The organism is Allobosea lupini (assembly GCF_900109525.1).
Taxonomy (GTDB): Bacteria; Pseudomonadota; Alphaproteobacteria; order Rhizobiales; family Beijerinckiaceae; genus Allobosea; species Allobosea lupini.
The window spans coordinates 188,045-203,548 of sequence record NZ_FOAN01000003.1; the positions used below are offsets into that span (position 1 = coordinate 188,045).

Here is a 15,504-nt window from a genome sequence, read left to right on the forward strand (position 1 = left end):
ATGACCAGCACAACCCTGCCAGCCAGTAGCCTGACGAGCCCGGCGCAAGCTCCTGCGGCCGACTCGCGGGATTTCACCCCGCGCTACTGGCTGTTCTCTCTGCCGGCGGTGCTGATCGTCGCCGGCGTGATCGTCTTCCCCTGGCTGTTCACGCTCTATATGTCGACGCAGGACTGGAAGATCGGCGGCGGGCCGGAATTTGTCGGCCTGCAGAACTTCGCCGAGCTCTTCCGCGATGCGCGCTTCATCGAGTCGATGGGGCACACTTTCTACTACACGGTGCTCGCAGTCGTGCTGCCGATCCTGTTCGGCACCGCCGCGGCGCTGGTCTTCCATCGCGAATTCCCGTTCCGTGGGCTGCTGCGCACCATCTTCGTCATGCCGATGATGGCGACGCCGGTCGCGGTCGCGCTGGTCTGGACAATGATGTTCCACCCCCAGCTTGGCGTGCTCAACTACCTGCTCTCGCTCGTCGGAATCGGTCCGCAGGCCTGGGTCTATTCGCCGAACACGGTGATCCCGACGCTGATCCTGGTCGAGGTCTGGCACTGGACGCCGCTGGTCATGCTGATCGTGCTCGGCGGCCTCGCGGGCCTGCCGCGCGAGCCTTACGAATCCGCGCTGATCGACGGCGCCAATGCCTGGCACATGTTCCGGCACATCACGCTGCCGCTGGTCTGGCCGTTCATCATGGTCGCGATCGTGATCCGCACCATCGACGCGCTGAAGGCCTTCGACACGATCTTCGTGATCACCCAGGGCGGCCCCGGGACGGCGTCCGAGACGCTCAACATCTTCCTCTATCTGCAGGCCTTCCAGTTCTACAAGATCGGCTACGCCTCCGCGGTCGTGGTGATCTTCTTCGTGATCATCATCATGCTGTCGCTGCTGCTGCTCTATGCGCGCCAGAAGTCGAAGTGGAACGCGTGATGAAGCGGTTCCTCTCCAAATTCGGCTTCTACGCCTCCGTCTTCGTGCTGGTCTCGCCGGCGGTACTGGTCTTCCTCTGGATGATCTCGCTCTCGCTGAAGAACGAGCTCGACAACACCGCCTTCCCGCCGGTGTTCATCCCGAACCCGCCGACCTTCGCCAACTATCTCGACGTCTTCGAGAAGAACAATTTCGCGCTCTATCTCTGGAACTCGATCCTGGTGACGGGCGGGGCGGTGCTGGTCGGCCTCGCCGTCGGCGTGCCGGCAGGCTACGGCATCGCCCGCGGCAAGGCCCACAAGTTCGCGATCCTGATCCTGGTCGCGCGGATGACGCCGGCGCTGTCCTACCTGATCCCGCTCTTCCTGCTCTTCCAGATCACCGGCCTCGTCGGCACGGTGACGGCGCTGGTGATCACCCATCTCGTCATCACCATCCCGATCATCGTCTGGATCATGATCGGGTACTTCGAGAACGTGCCGATGGAGCTGGAGGACGCCGCCCGCATCGACGGCGCCACCACCTGGCAGGCCTTCCGCCATGTCGCGCTGCCGCTGGCGCGGCCCGGCATTGTCGTCGGCGGCATCCTCGCCTTCATCTTCTCCTGGAACAACTTCATCTTCTCGGTGGTGCTCGGCGGCAAGGCCAGCCGCACGCTCCCGTCCGCCGTCTACAACTCGCTGACCTTCGAGCAGATCTCCTGGGGCCCGCTCGCGGCCGCCGCTCTGCTCGTGACCTTGCCCGTCCTGCTGCTGACAGTCCTCGCCCAGCGCGAGATCGTCGCCGGCCTCTCCGCCGGAGGGCTCAAGGATGGCTGACATCGCTGGCGCCGATCTTGCTGCGCGCCCGACCCCTTCAACGCCTCGATCGCTCATCTCACGGAAAGACACTTTGCAATGGCTCTGAACCCCAACCGCTTCGGCCTCTCCTGCGCCATTACCACGCCGATGCGGGAAGGCGGCGCCATCGACCTGCCGCGGCTCGTCCACCATGCCAGGCACGTGCTGGCCAATGGCTGCGACAGCGTCACACTGTTCGGCACGACCGGAGAAGGCGCGGCGCTCGGCAGTCCGGCCCGCACCGCCATGCTCGGCGCTCTGGTCGGCGCCGGCATCGACCCGGCCAGGCAGATCTATGCCGGCGTCGCCGCCGCCTCGCTGCACGAGGCGGTCGACCAGGCGCAGACCGCGCTGAACGTCGGCGCCAAGGGCCTGCTGGTCGCCCCGCCCTTCTACTTCAAGGGCGTCGGCGACGAGGGGCTCTATGCCTGGTTCTCGCAGTTCTTCGAGAAGCTGGGGAGTTCCGCCCGCGACACCATCCTCTATCACATCCCCTCGGTGACGGCGGTCGAGATCTCGATCGGCCTGGTCGAGCGGCTCAAGAAGGCCTTCCCGGGCATCGTCACCGGGATCAAGGATTCCTCCGGCGACTATGCGACGACGGAAGCCTTCCTGAAGGCGCATGGCGAACTCGCCATCCTGGTCGGCGACGAGCGCCTGCTCGGCCGGGCCGTGCGCAATGGCGCGCAGGGCTCGATCTGCGGCGTCGCCAACCTGGTGCCGCATCTGCTGCGCCCGGTCGTATACGAGGGCGCCGAGGACGCCACGGTGAACGCGCTGGTCGACGAGATCTGCTCCTATCCGGTGCTGCCGGCGGTCAAGGCGCTGGTCGGCCATCTCCACGGCGACGCCGGCTATGGCCCGATGCGGGCGCCGCTGGTTGCGCTCGACGAAGGCCAGCGCAAGGCGCTGTTCGCCGCCTTCGACCGGATCACCCGCGCCAAGGCGGACTGAGGAGGACGCGATGAGCCAGTCCGAGCCGGATCGCGACGGCGAGCCGCTGAAGCTCAGGGAGCGGGCCTATGCCAGCTTCACCGAGCGGCTGCTCGCCCGCGAGATCCGGCCGGGCCAGTTCGTCACCCAGCGCGAGCTCGTCGCCATGACGGGCTTCCCGCTCGGGGCGATCCGCGAGCTGATTCCGCGGCTGGAGGCGGAAGGGCTGATCAAGACCGTGCCGCAGCGCGGCATGCAGGTCGCCCATGTCGACCTCAACCTGATCCGCAACGCCTTCCAGTTCCGCCTCTTCCTCGAGAAGGAGGCGACGGCCGCCTATACCCGGACCGCGACCGACGAAGAGATTGCCGAGCAGCGCCGGCGCCACGAAGCGATCATCGGCCGCGCCGAGGCCGGCGGCGACGAGACGCTGATCGAGGATGCCGAGGATGTCGACCGGCTGATGCACGAGGCGATCATCGATCATCTCGACAACGATATCGTCAGCCAGGCCTTCCGCGTCACCTGGCTGAAGATCAGGCTGATCCGGCAATACGAGACGCGGATCCAGAACCATATCCTGATCCCGGTGATGCAGGACCATCTCAAGATCATCGCCGCGATCGAATCGCGCGATCCCGAGGCGGCTGCGGCCGAGATGAGCACCCATATCAACAACGCCCGGACGCGGGCGATGAGCTACTGACCAGCGATCAGGCGCCGATCGAAACCAGGCGCTGGAACGGCGAGCCGGAAAACCGGCCGCTCAGGGAGGAGAGCAACGATGACCAAGCTGACGAAACGTGCCTTTCTCGCCGGCTCGGCTGCAGCCGGCGCCATGATCGCGATGCCGACCGTGCTGCGCGCGCAGGCCACCGTGCTGCGCTGGGGCGAGATGCTGCCGACCACGCATCCGCAGGTGCAGATGGTCGACCGGATCGCCAAGGAGGTGAAGGAGAAGACCTCCGGCCGCGTCGACATCCAGTCCTTCCCCGCCGGCCAGCTCGGCTCCGGCAAGGACATGATGGAGTCGGTCGCCTCTGGCGCGCTGACCATGACGACGGACGGCGCCGCGGCGCTCGGCTCGTTCCTGCCGCAGCTCTCGGTGGTCGAGGCGCCCTATCTGTGGCGCGACCCGGCGCATATGGCCAAGGTCGCCAAGGCGCCGGTCTTCACCCAGATGAACGAGGAGTTGATCAAGAAGCGCGGCCTGCGCATGGCGGCGGTGACCTATTACGGTAAGCGCCACCTGACCACCGGCTCCAAGGCGGTGAAGAGCGCGGCGGATGTCGCCGGCCTCAAGCTGCGCGTCCCGCCGGTCGACACCTTCCGCGCGATGGTCGAGGCTTGGGGCGCCAAGGCGACACCGGTCAACTTCAACGAGCTCTATCTGGCGCTGAGCCAGGGCGCGGTCGACGGGCAGGAGAATCCGCTGCCGACCATTCACAGCGCCAAATTGCAGGAGGTGCAGAAACACCTGATCCTGACCGGCCACATCATCACGCCGCGTCTGATCGTCATCAACCAGGACTTCTGGAAGGGGCTGAAGGACGCCGACCGGACGATCCTGGAAGCGGCGATCGCCAACGGCGTCGCCTGGCAGGATGCCGAGCTGGCGAGCCAGGAGGGCAGCCTCGTCGCGACGCTGAAGGCGGCAGGTATGAGCGTCACCGAGCCCGATCTCGAAAGCTTCAGCAAGCCGGTGCTGGCGAGCCTGCCCAAGCAGTTCGAGAGCAAATGGGGCAAGGGCACCTGGGACGCGCTCGCGGCGCTGTGACGGGCGCTTCGACAGTCGTGATGGGCGCAGGGAACCCTTCTCCCGTGCGGGAAGGGCAGGGATGAGGGCCTGCCCTCACCGCAGAAGGCGCCGCGGCACCTTCGTACCCCAGCAATCAGCGGCGGTCCCTCACCCCTACCCTCTCCCATCCGGGAGAGGGGACGCCGCGCCCCCATGGTGGACGCTCATGAAATCCCTCGTCGCCTTCACCGACCGCCTCGTCCGCGCCGCAGCCGTCGGGCTCTTGCTGGCGCTGCTCGTCGCGGTCCTGCTCGGCGTCGCCTCGCGCCAGCTCAATGCCCCATTGGCCTGGACCGATGAGCTTGCGCAATACCTTCTCGTCTGGACCGGCTTCACCGGCTGGATCATCGCGGCGAGGCGGCGCTCGCATATCCGCATCACTGTCTTCGCCGACCTGCTGCCGAAACCGGCCGGGCGGCTGCTGGAACTCGTGACGCAAGGATCGATCATCCTCTTCGCCGCGATCCTGATCCGCTATTCCTTCGGGCTGATCGAGCGGACCTGGGATGTCGACTCGATTGCGCTGCCGGTGTCGAGCGCGGCGCTCTACGTGGTGATGCCGCTCGCCGGCCTCGCCCTCATCCTGCAGGCGCTAGCCGAGATCGGCGACGTCATCGCCGGCCGCAAGGTCGACACCGCCGAGCCCGGGACGCAGCCGCTATGAGCACCCTGATGCTGCAGATCCTGCCGGTCTGGTTCATCGCCCTGCTGATGGGCGTGCCACTCTTCGTCTCGATGGGGCTGGCGGCGGCGGTCTTCGCCTTCTTCGGTGGCTTCCCGCTCGGCATCGTGCCGCAGAAGATCGCGCAGTCCGCCAATTCCTTCCCGCTATTGGCGGCCCCGCTCTTCATCCTGATGGGCAACATCATGAATTCGGCGGGGATCACCGACCGGATCTTCGCCTTCGCCACGGCCTGCGTCGGCTGGCTGCGCGGCGGGCTCTGCCACGCCAACATCCTCGCCAGCGTGATCTTCGCCGGCATGTCGGGCTCGGCGGTGGCCGATGCCGGCGGCGTCGGCACGCTCGAGATCAAAGCGATGCAGGACGAGGGCTATGATCCGGAGACGGCAGCGGCGATCACCGCCGCTTCCGCCACGATCGGGCCGATCATCCCTCCCTCGCTGCCGATGGTGATCTACGGCGTTTCGGCAGACGTCTCGATCGGCGGGCTCTTCCTCGCCGGCGTGATCCCTGGCCTGCTCATGGCCGGCGCGCTGATGGCGATGGTGGTCTATGTCGCGAGGAAGCGCGACCTGCCGCGCCATCCCTTCCCCGGCGCGGCGCAGCTCTGGATCGCCTACAAGGAGGCGCATTGGGCGCTGATGACGCCCGTCATCCTGTTCGGCGGGATGATGGCGGGCATCTTCACGCCGACCGAGGCGGCGGCGGTCGCGACCGCCTATGCGATCGTGCTCGGCCTGTTCGTCTACCGCAGTTTCTCGCTGAACGACCTGCCGGAGCTGGTGGTTCAGACGGTCGAGACCACCGGCGTCGTGCTGGCGCTGGTGATGACGGCGGCGGCGCTCGGCTGGTGCCTGTCGATCTCGCGCATCCCGCAGACGGTCGGGCCGATGCTGGTCGACCTCGCCGGCAATCCGCTGGTCTTCCTGCTGATCGTCAACCTGCTGCTGCTCTTCGTCGGCTGCTTCATGGAAGCGCTGGCGGCGATGCTGATCCTGATCCCGATCCTGACGCCGGCTGCGGCGCAGTTCGGCATCGATCCGATCCAGTTCGGCCTGATCTTCGTGCTCAACCTGATGATCGGCACGATCACGCCGCCGGTCGGCGTGGTGCTCTTCGTCACGTCGAAGATCGCCAAGATCTCCTTCGAGGCGATGTCGCGGGCGATCGTCCCTTGGCTGCTGCCGCTCTTGGCGGTGCTCGCCGCGATCACGCTCTGGCCGCCGCTGACGACCTGGCTGCCCAACCTTGTGCTCGGCAAATGAGAACTGATCAGACCGTCCGCGTCACCTTGGAGAGGTGAGGCGGGCGGTCTGGATCGAGGCCGCGGCTTTCAGCGAGCGCAGCGAGCGCGCCATAGAAGGCGCGAACCTGCGCCAGAGGCAGCAAGGCGGTCGGCAAGTCCGGCGGCAGAGGCAGATTCTGTCCCGCGCCGCCGCCGGCATAGGCCAGATCGGCACCAAGGCTAGAGAAGGCCGTGGCCGCGGCGCGCACGCTCTCGCTGCCTTCGTCGCCGGGATCGAGCGCCAGCGCCGGGAACCCCTGTCCGACCAGAGCGAGCGGCCCGTGCAGCACCTCTGCGGCGCTGAAGGCCTCGGCATGGATCCGGCAGGTTTCCTTGAACTTGAGCGCGATCTCCTGGGCGATGCCGAAGGACATCCCCCGGCCGATCACATAGAGGCTGCTGGCCTCGCGCCAGGAGAGCAGGGCCGGCGTCCAGTTGCAGCGCCCGGCGGCATCGAAGGCCGCGGGTGCCTTTGCCAGGGCGGCGTACAGGGCCTGGTCCTGCGCCCATTCGGCCGCCAGATGCAGGAAGGCGAGGCAGGTGGCGAGGAAGCTCTTGGTCGCAGCGACGCTCCGTTCTGTCCCGGCGCGCAGCGGTACGATCACGTCGACCATGCCGGCGAGGGGCGAGGCTTCGTCGTTGACGAAGCCGACGACGAGCGCTCCGGCCCGCTTCGCCGCCTCGGTCAGCAGCAAGGCATCGGGGCTGCGGCCGGATTGCGAGGCGGCGATGAACACGGCGCGGGAGAGGTCGAGCTCGCCGCCATAGACCGAGGCGAGGCTGGGGCCGAGCGAGGCGACGGGCAGGCCGAGCGTGCGCTCGATCAGGTATTTGCCATAGCTCGCGGCATGGTCGGAGGAGCCACGCGCGCAGGTCGCGACGAAGGCCGGGCGCTTGATGCGCAGGCGTGTGACGAGATCGGCGATGATTGCGCCATTTTCCGCGCGCTGGCGGCGTGCGACGGCGGCGGTTTCGGCCGCCTCGCGAGTGAGCAGGGCTTCAACCATGGCGGCGCAGAGGCTCTTCAAGCAGTTGGTCGGCGACAGCGGCGACCTGGCGCGGATCGAGCTCATGGCCGGCGCCGCCGACACTCTGGACCGAGAGCGTACCACAGGCGATACCTTCGGCGAGGGCGCGTTCGGGGGAGCTCCCACCGAGCCAGGCCGCGAGGAAGCCGGCGTTGAAGGCATCGCCCGCGCCGGTGGTGTCGAGCACGCCCTGGCAGGGCGCCGCCGGGAGCGCGAGGCTCTCTCGCCCTTCGTAAAGGCGGGCGCCGTCGCCGCCATCCTTGATCACGACCAGTGCGAAGTGCTGGGCGAGCCGCCGGCCAGCCGTGTCGAGATCGTCGCAATCGGCGATCGCACGCGCTTCGGAGGCGTTCGGCAGGAAGATGTCGACGCCGTTGCAGAGTGCGACGAGATCGGGCGAGCGGATCAGCGCATCGTCCCAGCTCGGGTCGAGCGAGACGGTGAGGCCGTGATGCCTGGCATCGGTGACCAGATGCGGGATCTCGGCCAAGGTCGCGAATTCGGCGATATGGAGATGGGCCACGCGGACATCGCCGAGCGCGGCGGGCAGCGTCGCCGGGCGAGCCGATCCGGCGCGGCGCGAGAGGAAGGCGCGCTCGCCATCCTGCACCATCGCGACGGTGAGTTGCGGCCCGGCGTCAGGAGCGCGCTCGAGGAAGCCGAGCTCGACGCCGCTGCGCGCGAGCGCCGGCAGGAGCGATTGCGAGAGCGGGTCTTCGCCGAGGCGCGCCAGCAAGGCGGCAGGCCGGCCCAGCCCGACAAGATGGGCTGCGGTGATGAAGCCGCCGCCTCCGGGCACGATCGCGAGATCGTCGGCGAAGCGCTCCTCGCCGAGGTGCGGCATTGCCGTGAGCCCGCGGAAGACGAGGTCGCAATAGAGCCGGCCGGTGCTGAGCACGAGCCCGTCCGGTCGTGACCGCCGCGAGGTCACAGAGCGCGCTCGCTCTTGGCGTCGAAGAGGCGCAAGCCCGCGGCCGAGGCGCCGAGCCGGACGGCGCTGCCGACGGCGGGCGGATGCTTGGCCGGGGCCGAGGCGAGCAGCAAGCTGCCCTCGGCCTCGACATGGACGAATGTCTCGGGCCCCAGCGGCTCGACTACGGCCACCGTGCCGGCGAGGGTGAGATCGGCGGCTTCGCCCTCGCCGAGCACGCGCAGTTCCTGCGGCCGGACGCCGACGAGCACATCGGCCGGGAGCGCGGCAGGCCATGCCATCGGCGTCTCGCCGAGCTGCAGCGTGCCGTCGGTCGCTTTCGCCGGCATGATGTTCATCGTCGGCGAGCCGATGAAGCGGGCGGTGAAGACATCGGCCGGCTTCTCGTAGAGCTCCATCGGCGCGCCGACCTGGAGGATATGGCCGTCGCGCATCACCACGATCCGGTCGGCCAGCGTCATCGCCTCGACCTGGTCATGGGTGACGAAGACGATGGTGGTCCCCAGCCGCTGGTGCAGGCGCTTGATCTCGAGCCGCATCTGCGCGCGCAATTGCGCATCGAGATTGGAGAGCGGCTCGTCGAACAGGAAGACGGCGGGGTTGCGCACCATGGCGCGGCCGATCGCGACGCGCTGGCGCTGGCCGCCGGAGAGGGCGGAGGGCCGGCGCTCCAGCAGCTTGGTCAGGCCGAGCACCTCGGCGACCTCCTCGACCCGCTTGCGCTTGGCGGTCTTGTCGAGCTGGGAGGTGTAGAGCCCGAAGGCGATATTCTCGGCGACGCTCATATGCGGGTAGATCGCATAGTTCTGGAACACCATGGCGATGTTCCGCTCTTTCGGCTCGAGCCGGTTCACGACGCGGCCGCCGATCGAAATCGTGCCGTCGTTGATCTCCTCGAGCCCGGCGATCATGCGCAGGGTCGTCGACTTGCCGCAGCCGGAGGGGCCGACGAAGACGATGAACTCGCCGTCCTGGATGTCGAGGTCGATGCCGTGCACGACCTGCGTCGTGCCGTAGCGCTTGACCAGCTTGTCGATCGCGATCCCGGCCATCAGGCGGCTCCTGCGAGGGCGGTGAAGGCGGCGTCCAGTTCGCGGCGAGCTGCCTCCTCGCGCCGGGCGATCGCGGTGGCGGCATCCTCGGCTGCGGCGAGCTCGGCGCGATAGCCGGCGAGGGCCTCACTCAGCACCTTCGGCCCAGGCCCGCCGAAGCGCTCGCGCAGGGCGACGAAGTTCTCGGGCGAGACGGCGATGGCAAAGTCCTCGCGGCTGAGAGCAGGCTCGCGACCGGCGGCGTGGCGGAAGGCCTCGACGAAAGGCGCGTAGCCGTCGCGCGGCAGGTCGCCATCTGCCGCGACGACGGCGCGTGCGACCGCCGAGGCGACCTCATGGGCGGCGCGGAAGGAGAGCCCTTCCCGGCGCACCAGCGTGTCGGCGAGCTCGGTGATGGTAATGCAGGAGCGCCGGATCGTCTCGGCGACGCGGCGGCTGTCGACCGAGAGCGCCGGCAGCAGCGCCGCGAGCAGGTCGAGCACGCGTCCGCCGCTCTCGAAGGTCTGGTAGCCGGCTTCCTGGGTCTCGCCCTCCGAGTCGTTCATGTCGGTGAACGGCGTGTTGTGGACGATGTCGCGGACCATGCGGGCGCGACTGACGCTCTGCGAGGCGAGGTGGCGCAGATGCTCGATCGGCACCGGATTGCGCTTCTGCGGCATGATCGATGAGATCTGCACGAAGGCATTGGGCACATAAACCTGCCCGACCTCGAAGGCGGTCCAGAACTGGAGGTCCTGGATCAGCCGGCCGAGATGCAGGAAGACCAGCTCGACCGCGCTGAAGACGCCGGTGACGTAATCGACCGCGGCGATGCAGCCATAGGAATTCTGCAGCGGCGCCTTGAAACCGAGGAGATGGGCGGTGCGGTGACGGTCGAGCGGGAAGCCGGAGGTCGTGATCGCGGCGGCCCCGAGCGGGCAGAGATCGATGAGCTCGCGCGCCTGCATCAGGCGCTGGTGGTCGCGCAGCATCACCTCGATCGCGGCGGAGAGGTAATGTCCGAGCGTCGAGGGCTGGGCCGGCTGGCCATGCGTATAGGCGACGATCAGGGTTTCCTTCTCGCGCTCGGCCAGCGTCAGCGCCGCCGCGATCAGGGCGCGCAGCTGCGCCGCGAGCCTGTCGAGCCTCGGCTTCAGCGCCAGCTTGAACAAGGTGTGCTCGATGTCGTTGCGCGAGCGGCCGGTGTGCAGGCGGCCATTGTCGTCGGGCTTCAGGCGCTTGCGCAGCTCGGCCTCGACCAGGAAGAAATAATCCTCGACCTCGCCGGTATAGCTCAGCGTCGCCGGGTCGATCTCGCGTTCGATCTCGATCAGGGCGCGGGCGATGCCGGATGCCGTCTCGCGCGACAGGATGCCAGTCTCGGCCAGCATGACGAGATGGGCGCGGTCGACGGCGCGGAAGCCGGCGACATGATGCGTCTTCACCGCGTCGAAGAGCGGGCGCAGCACCGTCTCCTTGTAGACCGGATCGGGGAAGACGGACTTATCGGTCGTGCGCGGATCGGTATGGGCGGTCATCGTGTTCATCCCTTGAGCCCGGCGAGCACGACGCCGCGGACGATGTAGCGCTGCAGCAGCAGGAAGATGGCGAGCGTCGGCAGCGTCGCGAGCGCGGCGCCGGTCATGATCAGCTCCCACTGGATCTGCGATTCGACTGCGAAGGAGGCTAGCCCGACCGGGAGCGTGTAGAGTTCCTTGCTGGTCGTGACGATCAGCGGCCAGATGAAGGCGGTCCAGTTGCTCAGGAAGGTGAAGATCGCCAGGGCCGAGAGCGCCGGCGTGACCAGGGGCAGGGCGATGCGCCAGAAGATCGTGAACTCGTTGAGCCCGTCGACGCGCGCCGCTTCGAGGAAGTCGGTCGGCACCGTCTCGAAGAACTGCTTCATCAGGAAGGTGCCGAAGGCGGTCATCATGCCCGGGAACATGATGCCCCAATAGCTGTCGAGCCAGCCGAAGTTTTTGGCCATGACGTACCAGGGGATGACCAGCATCTCGGTCGGGATCATCAGGGTCGAGAGGATCGCCAGAAAGATGAGATAGCGGCCGCGGAACTGGAACTTGGCGAGCGTGTAGCCGACCAGGCTGTCGAAGAAGACGTTCGAGAGGGTGACGATCGTCGCGATCGCCAGCGAATTCCAGAACCAGCGCAGGAAGCGCCCGTCCGAGAGCACGGTTCGGTAGTTGTCGAGCGTCGGCGCCGCCGGAATCAGGCGGAGGTCGTAGATGTCGGCCGAGTCCTTCAGCGAGGTCGAGAACATGAAGAGCAGCGGCGTCAGCATCAGGAGGCCGCCGGCGAGCAGCAGCAGCCAGGCGATGACGCGCCCCGGGGCAAAGCGCGGGGAGAGGGCGGCGCCGGTCATCAACGGTCCCTCAGGAGGCGCAGCTGCAGCAGCGAGATGCTGAGCAGGACGAGGAAGAGCACGACGGTCTGCGCCGCCGCATAGCCCATGTCGAAGGAGGAGAACGCGGTCTGATAGATCATCAGAACCAGCGGCTTGGTCGCGTTGAGCGGGCCGCCGGGATCGCCGCTGGTCATGTTGTAGACCTGGTCGAAGATGCGCAGGAAGCCGATCGAGGAGAAGACGACGAGGAAGATGATCGTCGGCTTGAGCAGGGGCAGCGTGATCTTCCTGAGGATGGCGAAGTCGGAGACACCGTCGATGCGGGCGGCTTCGTAGTAGGTCGTCGGGATGGCGCGCAGACCGGCGAGGAAGATCACGACCTGGAAGCCGAGCCCGGCCCAGATCGCCGGTGCCAGCACTGCCGGCAGCGCCTGCGTCGTCGAGCGCAGGAAGGGCTGCTGCGGCAGGCCGACGGACGAGAGCAGGTCGTTGATCAGGCCGATCGGCACCGGCTGGTAGAACCAGCGCCAGACCCAGGCCATCGCCGTCGCCGTGGTCAGGAAGGGCAGGAAGTACAGCGCCCGGATGAAGCCATGCATGAAGCGGACGCGGTCGAGATGGTAGGCGATCGTGAAGGCTATGATGAGGCTGAGCGGCGTGCCGATGATCAGATAGAGGAAGGTGTTGCGGAACACCTGCCAGAACACCGGGTCGGCCATCAGCCGCTTGAAGTTCGCCAGCCCGACATAGGAGGGCGAATTCATCAGGTTCCAGTTCGTGGTCGAGATGATGAAACCCTCGACCGTCGGGTAGAAGCGGATCAGCCCGTAGAACAGGATCGGCACGGCAAGGAAGCCCCAGGCCCAGACCACCTGCTTCTGCTGCAAGGTGAGGCCCTGCCAGAGGCGCCCGCCGGAGCGGGCGACGTCGGTGTCGGCGGTCATGGCGCGTCCTGCCGTGTCGGGATGCTTCAGGCTGTCGCGATTGCGTCCTGCGCCATCACTTCTTGTAGAAGCGGTCGAGGATCGCCTGCTCGGCCTTGGCCGCCTCGGCGAGCGAGGCCTTGGCGTCCTGGTTCTGGATGAACACCCGGTTGGCCATGTCGAGCCCGACCTGGCGCTGCGCCAATTCGTCGACGAAGACCGTCGCCTGCGAGTAGTTCAGTGCCTTGAGGAAGGGACCGTAGATCGGGTGGGCGAGGTTCTTCTCTGTCTCGGCCGCGGCCTTGCGGGCCGGGAGCTCGCCGACCATGTCGAGCCAGACCTGCATCGCTTCCGGCGAGGTGGTGAAGGCCATGAACTTCTTGGCCGCCTCGAGCTTGACGCCGGTCGGCTTGGCGGTGATGGCGTTGACCCAGTAGCTGGCGAAGTTCGAGCGCTTGCCGTCGGCGCTCGCCGGCAGCTCGGCGACGCCCCATTCGAAGTTCTTGATGCCGCCGAAGGCGCCGAGGCGGAAGGAGCCGTCGACCGTCATCGCGGCGCGCCCGGCGCGGAAGGCAGCCTGGCCCTCGTCCATGAAGCCGGCCTGGCCGACCTTGTGGATGCGCTGCAGGTCGGCATACCAGTTCAGCGCCTTGGCGCCGGCCTCGCTGTCATAGGCGACGGTCTTGTTGTCGTCGGAATAGGGCTTGCCGCCCATCTGGCGCAGCAGCACCTCGCGCCACCAGTGCAGGTCCTGGCCGGGCATGTCGATCACGGCGCCGGCCGAGAGCATGTTGCCGGCAGCGTCGCGCTTCACCGTCTTCTTGGCGACCTCGAGATACTCGTCGAGCGTCTGCGGCGGCTTGCTCGGGTCGAGCCCGGCCTCCTGGAACAGCTTTTTGTTATAGAACAGCGCCAGCGTGCGCACCGCGGTCGGCAGGCCGTAATACTCGCCGTCGCGCTTCATCGTCTGGACGATGGGGTAGAATTCCTTCTCGATCACGTCGTGCGGGAAGGCGTCGCGCGGCAGCGGCTGGATGAACTTGGCGCCGACGAAATTGTCGAGCCAGCCATAATAGAGCTGGACCACGTCCGGCCCCTGGCCGGCCGGGACGGCGGCGGCGATCTTGGTCTGGTAGTCGGCATAGGGGAAGGTCGTGTGCTTGACCTTGATGCCGGGATTGGCGGCCTCGAAGCGCTTGATCAGCTCGTTCATCGCCTTGATGCGGGCGTCGAACACATATTGCCAGTACTCGATCTCGACGGCCTGGGCGCGCGCGCCGGCAATGGCGCCGATCGACATGGCAATGCCCAGGACTAGTCCGCGAAAGCCGCGCATGGGTCTTCCTCCCCGTCTGGTTGCGACGCCCGCCCGCATGCTCGCTCCCGGCTGCCGGACGTTCGGCGGGCATGCTTTCCCGCAGCTTGCTTGCTGTCAACAGATTAATTCACTTGAGTTTGATTAATGGCCAGCGCAGCCTGCGGCACGAAAGAGGCTGCCCATCATGCCGCATCGCAAGCTCCCGGCCGCGCCCAGCGCCGCCCTCGGCACCAATCCGGAGCGGGCGCGCCGCCATAACCGGCGGGTCGTGCTCGAGACGCTGCGTCAGCATGGCCGGCTCGGCCGCTCCGACATGGCCAGCCTGACACGGCTGACGGCGCAAGCCGTCTCCAACATCGTCGCCGAATTGCTGGAGGAAGGCTTTCTGGTGGAGCTTGGCCGCCGGCGCACGGCGCGCGGTCAGCCGCCGGTCGAGTTCGCGCTCAATGCCGATGGCGGCGTCACCGCCGGCCTGGAGATCGCCGCCGACCACATCACCACCGTGCTGGTCGACCTCACCGGCGAGGTCAGGGCCCGGCGCGTCGTGCCGTTGCCGGATCTCTCGGTTGAAGCGGTGCAGGCGCTGGCGGCGGCCGAGCTCGAGCAAGCGCGAGCGACGAGGGGTCTGCCGGAACGCCTGCTCGGCTGCGGCGTCGTCATGCCTGGCCCGTTCGATTTCGAGGGCACGATCACCGTCGGCTCGACGGCTCTCCCCGGATGGACCGGGCGTGACGTAACAGCCCTGATGAGCGCCGCGCTCGCGACCTCGGTGACGGTGGAGAACGATGCGACGGCGGCGGCGGTCGGCGAGCATCTCTATGGTGTCGGCCGCAATCTCCGGCATTTCTGCCTGGTCTATTTCGGGCTCGGCCTGGGCCTCGGGCTGATGCTGGGCGGAGAGCCCTTTCGCGGCGCCCATGGCAATGCCGGCGAACTCGGCCACGTCCCGGCCGTTCCGCAGGGCGCGCCTTGCATCTGCGGCCGCCAGGGGTGCCTCGAACGCTACGTCTCGCCGCCGGCGTTGCAGGACAGGTTGCGTCGGGAGGGAATCGCCGAGGTCGACGCGACGAGCATCGCCAGGCTTCACGCCGAAGGACACCCGGCGATCGCAGGCTGGATCGCCGAGGCCGGGCCGCTGCTCGCGCCGGTGCTCGCCATGCTGGAGAACCTGTTCGATCCGGAGACGATCATTCTCGGCGGCGGGCTGCCGGACAGCGTCATCGATGCGCTGATCGTGGCGGCCGAGCCCTTGCCGCTCTCCGTCGCAAGGCGTGATGGCCGCATCATCCCGCGCATCCAGCGTGGTACGACCGGCCAGTTCACGGCGGCGCTCGGCGCGGCGGCGCTGCCGCTGCTCGACGCGATCGCACCTCGGCTGGTACGTAATCCGGCAGCAGGCGAGCCGGTCGAGACCGAGCAGGCTGCCTTGGCGTGACGGTCGCCG

15 protein-coding genes are annotated in these 15,504 nt (G+C 67.5%); 8 read left to right on the forward strand and 7 right to left on the reverse strand.

Annotated features, from left to right (window positions below; all coding sequences use genetic code 11):
* The 7 genes from BMZ21_RS10310 to BMZ21_RS10340 all read left to right on the forward strand — a co-directional run bounded on the left by BMZ21_RS10310 (nucleotide 1) and on the right by BMZ21_RS10340 (nucleotide 6,447).
* A complete protein-coding gene (locus BMZ21_RS10310) occupies nucleotides 1-930 on the forward strand; it encodes a carbohydrate ABC transporter permease (RefSeq protein ID WP_091832977.1) in 930 nt (309 codons plus the stop codon).
* Nucleotides 930-1,748, forward strand: coding sequence for a carbohydrate ABC transporter permease (locus BMZ21_RS10315; RefSeq protein ID WP_091832980.1), 819 nt, complete (start codon nucleotides 930-932; stop codon nucleotides 1,746-1,748). The genes BMZ21_RS10310 and BMZ21_RS10315 overlap by 1 nt, the downstream gene beginning before the upstream one ends.
* A 78-nt stretch (nucleotides 1,749-1,826) precedes the next feature.
* Nucleotides 1,827-2,723 carry a dihydrodipicolinate synthase family protein gene (locus tag BMZ21_RS10320; protein WP_091832983.1) on the forward strand — a complete coding sequence of 299 codons (897 nt, stop codon included), beginning with the start codon at nucleotides 1,827-1,829 and terminating at the stop codon, nucleotides 2,721-2,723.
* A gap of 10 nt (nucleotides 2,724-2,733) precedes the next feature.
* Nucleotides 2,734-3,408, forward strand: coding sequence for a GntR family transcriptional regulator (locus tag BMZ21_RS10325; protein WP_091832988.1), 675 nt, complete (start codon nucleotides 2,734-2,736; stop codon nucleotides 3,406-3,408).
* Nucleotides 3,409-3,486: 78 nt separating this feature from the next.
* Nucleotides 3,487-4,479 carry a sialic acid TRAP transporter substrate-binding protein SiaP gene (locus BMZ21_RS10330; RefSeq protein WP_091832992.1) on the forward strand — a complete coding sequence of 331 codons (993 nt, stop codon included), beginning with the start codon at nucleotides 3,487-3,489 and terminating at the stop codon, nucleotides 4,477-4,479.
* 187 nt (nucleotides 4,480-4,666) lie between these two features.
* Entirely contained in the window at nucleotides 4,667-5,164 is a 498-nt protein-coding gene (locus BMZ21_RS10335; protein ID WP_091832996.1) for a TRAP transporter small permease, read from the forward strand.
* Complete coding sequence (locus BMZ21_RS10340) at nucleotides 5,161-6,447, forward strand: TRAP transporter large permease (protein WP_091832999.1); 1,287 nt, start codon at nucleotides 5,161-5,163, stop codon at nucleotides 6,445-6,447. The genes BMZ21_RS10335 and BMZ21_RS10340 overlap by 4 nt, the downstream gene beginning before the upstream one ends.
* Before the next feature lie 7 nt (nucleotides 6,448-6,454).
* Here BMZ21_RS10340 and BMZ21_RS10345 read toward each other — a convergent pair whose 3' ends face one another.
* The 7 genes from BMZ21_RS10345 to BMZ21_RS10375 all read right to left on the reverse strand — a co-directional run bounded on the left by BMZ21_RS10345 (nucleotide 6,455) and on the right by BMZ21_RS10375 (nucleotide 14,078).
* Entirely contained in the window at nucleotides 6,455-7,474 is a 1,020-nt protein-coding gene (locus BMZ21_RS10345; protein WP_091833001.1) for an SIS domain-containing protein, read from the reverse strand.
* Nucleotides 7,467-8,339 (reverse strand): carbohydrate kinase family protein, encoded by an 873-nt coding sequence (locus BMZ21_RS10350; protein ID WP_091834282.1) that lies wholly within the window; start codon nucleotides 8,337-8,339, stop codon nucleotides 7,467-7,469. Before BMZ21_RS10350 ends, BMZ21_RS10345 begins: the two co-directional genes overlap by 8 nt.
* 83 nt (nucleotides 8,340-8,422) lie before the next feature.
* Nucleotides 8,423-9,478 carry an ABC transporter ATP-binding protein gene (locus tag BMZ21_RS10355; protein WP_091833004.1) on the reverse strand — a complete coding sequence of 352 codons (1,056 nt, stop codon included), beginning with the start codon at nucleotides 9,476-9,478 and terminating at the stop codon, nucleotides 8,423-8,425.
* On the reverse strand, nucleotides 9,478-10,995 hold the full coding sequence (gene argH, locus BMZ21_RS10360) for an argininosuccinate lyase (RefSeq protein WP_091833007.1): 1,518 nt from the start codon (nucleotides 10,993-10,995) through the stop codon (nucleotides 9,478-9,480). The genes BMZ21_RS10355 and argH overlap by 1 nt, the downstream gene beginning before the upstream one ends.
* Before the next feature lie 5 nt (nucleotides 10,996-11,000).
* Nucleotides 11,001-11,837 (reverse strand): carbohydrate ABC transporter permease, encoded by an 837-nt coding sequence (locus BMZ21_RS10365; protein WP_091833010.1) that lies wholly within the window; start codon nucleotides 11,835-11,837, stop codon nucleotides 11,001-11,003.
* Nucleotides 11,837-12,763 (reverse strand): carbohydrate ABC transporter permease, encoded by a 927-nt coding sequence (locus BMZ21_RS10370; protein ID WP_091833014.1) that lies wholly within the window; start codon nucleotides 12,761-12,763, stop codon nucleotides 11,837-11,839. The genes BMZ21_RS10365 and BMZ21_RS10370 overlap by 1 nt, the downstream gene beginning before the upstream one ends.
* A gap of 55 nt (nucleotides 12,764-12,818) precedes the next feature.
* On the reverse strand, nucleotides 12,819-14,078 hold the full coding sequence (locus BMZ21_RS10375; RefSeq protein WP_091833017.1) for an extracellular solute-binding protein: 1,260 nt from the start codon (nucleotides 14,076-14,078) through the stop codon (nucleotides 12,819-12,821).
* 166 nt (nucleotides 14,079-14,244) lie between these two features.
* Here BMZ21_RS10375 and BMZ21_RS10380 point away from each other — a divergent pair, with 166 nt between their 5' ends.
* Entirely contained in the window at nucleotides 14,245-15,495 is a 1,251-nt protein-coding gene (locus tag BMZ21_RS10380; protein ID WP_091833020.1) for an ROK family transcriptional regulator, read from the forward strand.
* The last annotated feature ends 9 nt before the right edge of the window (nucleotides 15,496-15,504 follow it).

Coding starts and splice junctions, on each gene's coding strand:
- BMZ21_RS10330 (WP_091832992.1), top strand. CDS start 3,487: ATGACCAAGCTGACGAAACGTGCCTTTCTCGCCGGCTCGGCTGCAGCC.
- BMZ21_RS10325 (WP_091832988.1), top strand. CDS start 2,734: ATGAGCCAGTCCGAGCCGGATCGCGACGGCGAGCCGCTGAAGCTCAGG.
- BMZ21_RS10310 (WP_091832977.1), top strand. CDS start 1: ATGACCAGCACAACCCTGCCAGCCAGTAGCCTGACGAGCCCGGCGCAA.
- BMZ21_RS10375 (WP_091833017.1), bottom strand. CDS start 14,078: ATGCGCGGCTTTCGCGGACTAGTCCTGGGCATTGCCATGTCGATCGGC.
- BMZ21_RS10380 (WP_091833020.1), top strand. CDS start 14,245: ATGCCGCATCGCAAGCTCCCGGCCGCGCCCAGCGCCGCCCTCGGCACC.
- BMZ21_RS10320 (WP_091832983.1), top strand. CDS start 1,827: ATGGCTCTGAACCCCAACCGCTTCGGCCTCTCCTGCGCCATTACCACG.
- BMZ21_RS10345 (WP_091833001.1), bottom strand. CDS start 7,474: ATGGTTGAAGCCCTGCTCACTCGCGAGGCGGCCGAAACCGCCGCCGTC.
- argH (WP_091833007.1), bottom strand. CDS start 10,995: ATGACCGCCCATACCGATCCGCGCACGACCGATAAGTCCGTCTTCCCC.
- BMZ21_RS10370 (WP_091833014.1), bottom strand. CDS start 12,763: ATGACCGCCGACACCGACGTCGCCCGCTCCGGCGGGCGCCTCTGGCAG.
- BMZ21_RS10315 (WP_091832980.1), top strand. CDS start 930: ATGAAGCGGTTCCTCTCCAAATTCGGCTTCTACGCCTCCGTCTTCGTG.
- BMZ21_RS10365 (WP_091833010.1), bottom strand. CDS start 11,837: ATGACCGGCGCCGCCCTCTCCCCGCGCTTTGCCCCGGGGCGCGTCATC.
- BMZ21_RS10355 (WP_091833004.1), bottom strand. CDS start 9,478: ATGGCCGGGATCGCGATCGACAAGCTGGTCAAGCGCTACGGCACGACG.
- BMZ21_RS10350 (WP_091834282.1), bottom strand. CDS start 8,339: ATGCCGCACCTCGGCGAGGAGCGCTTCGCCGACGATCTCGCGATCGTG.
- BMZ21_RS10335 (WP_091832996.1), top strand. CDS start 4,667: ATGAAATCCCTCGTCGCCTTCACCGACCGCCTCGTCCGCGCCGCAGCC.
- BMZ21_RS10340 (WP_091832999.1), top strand. CDS start 5,161: ATGAGCACCCTGATGCTGCAGATCCTGCCGGTCTGGTTCATCGCCCTG.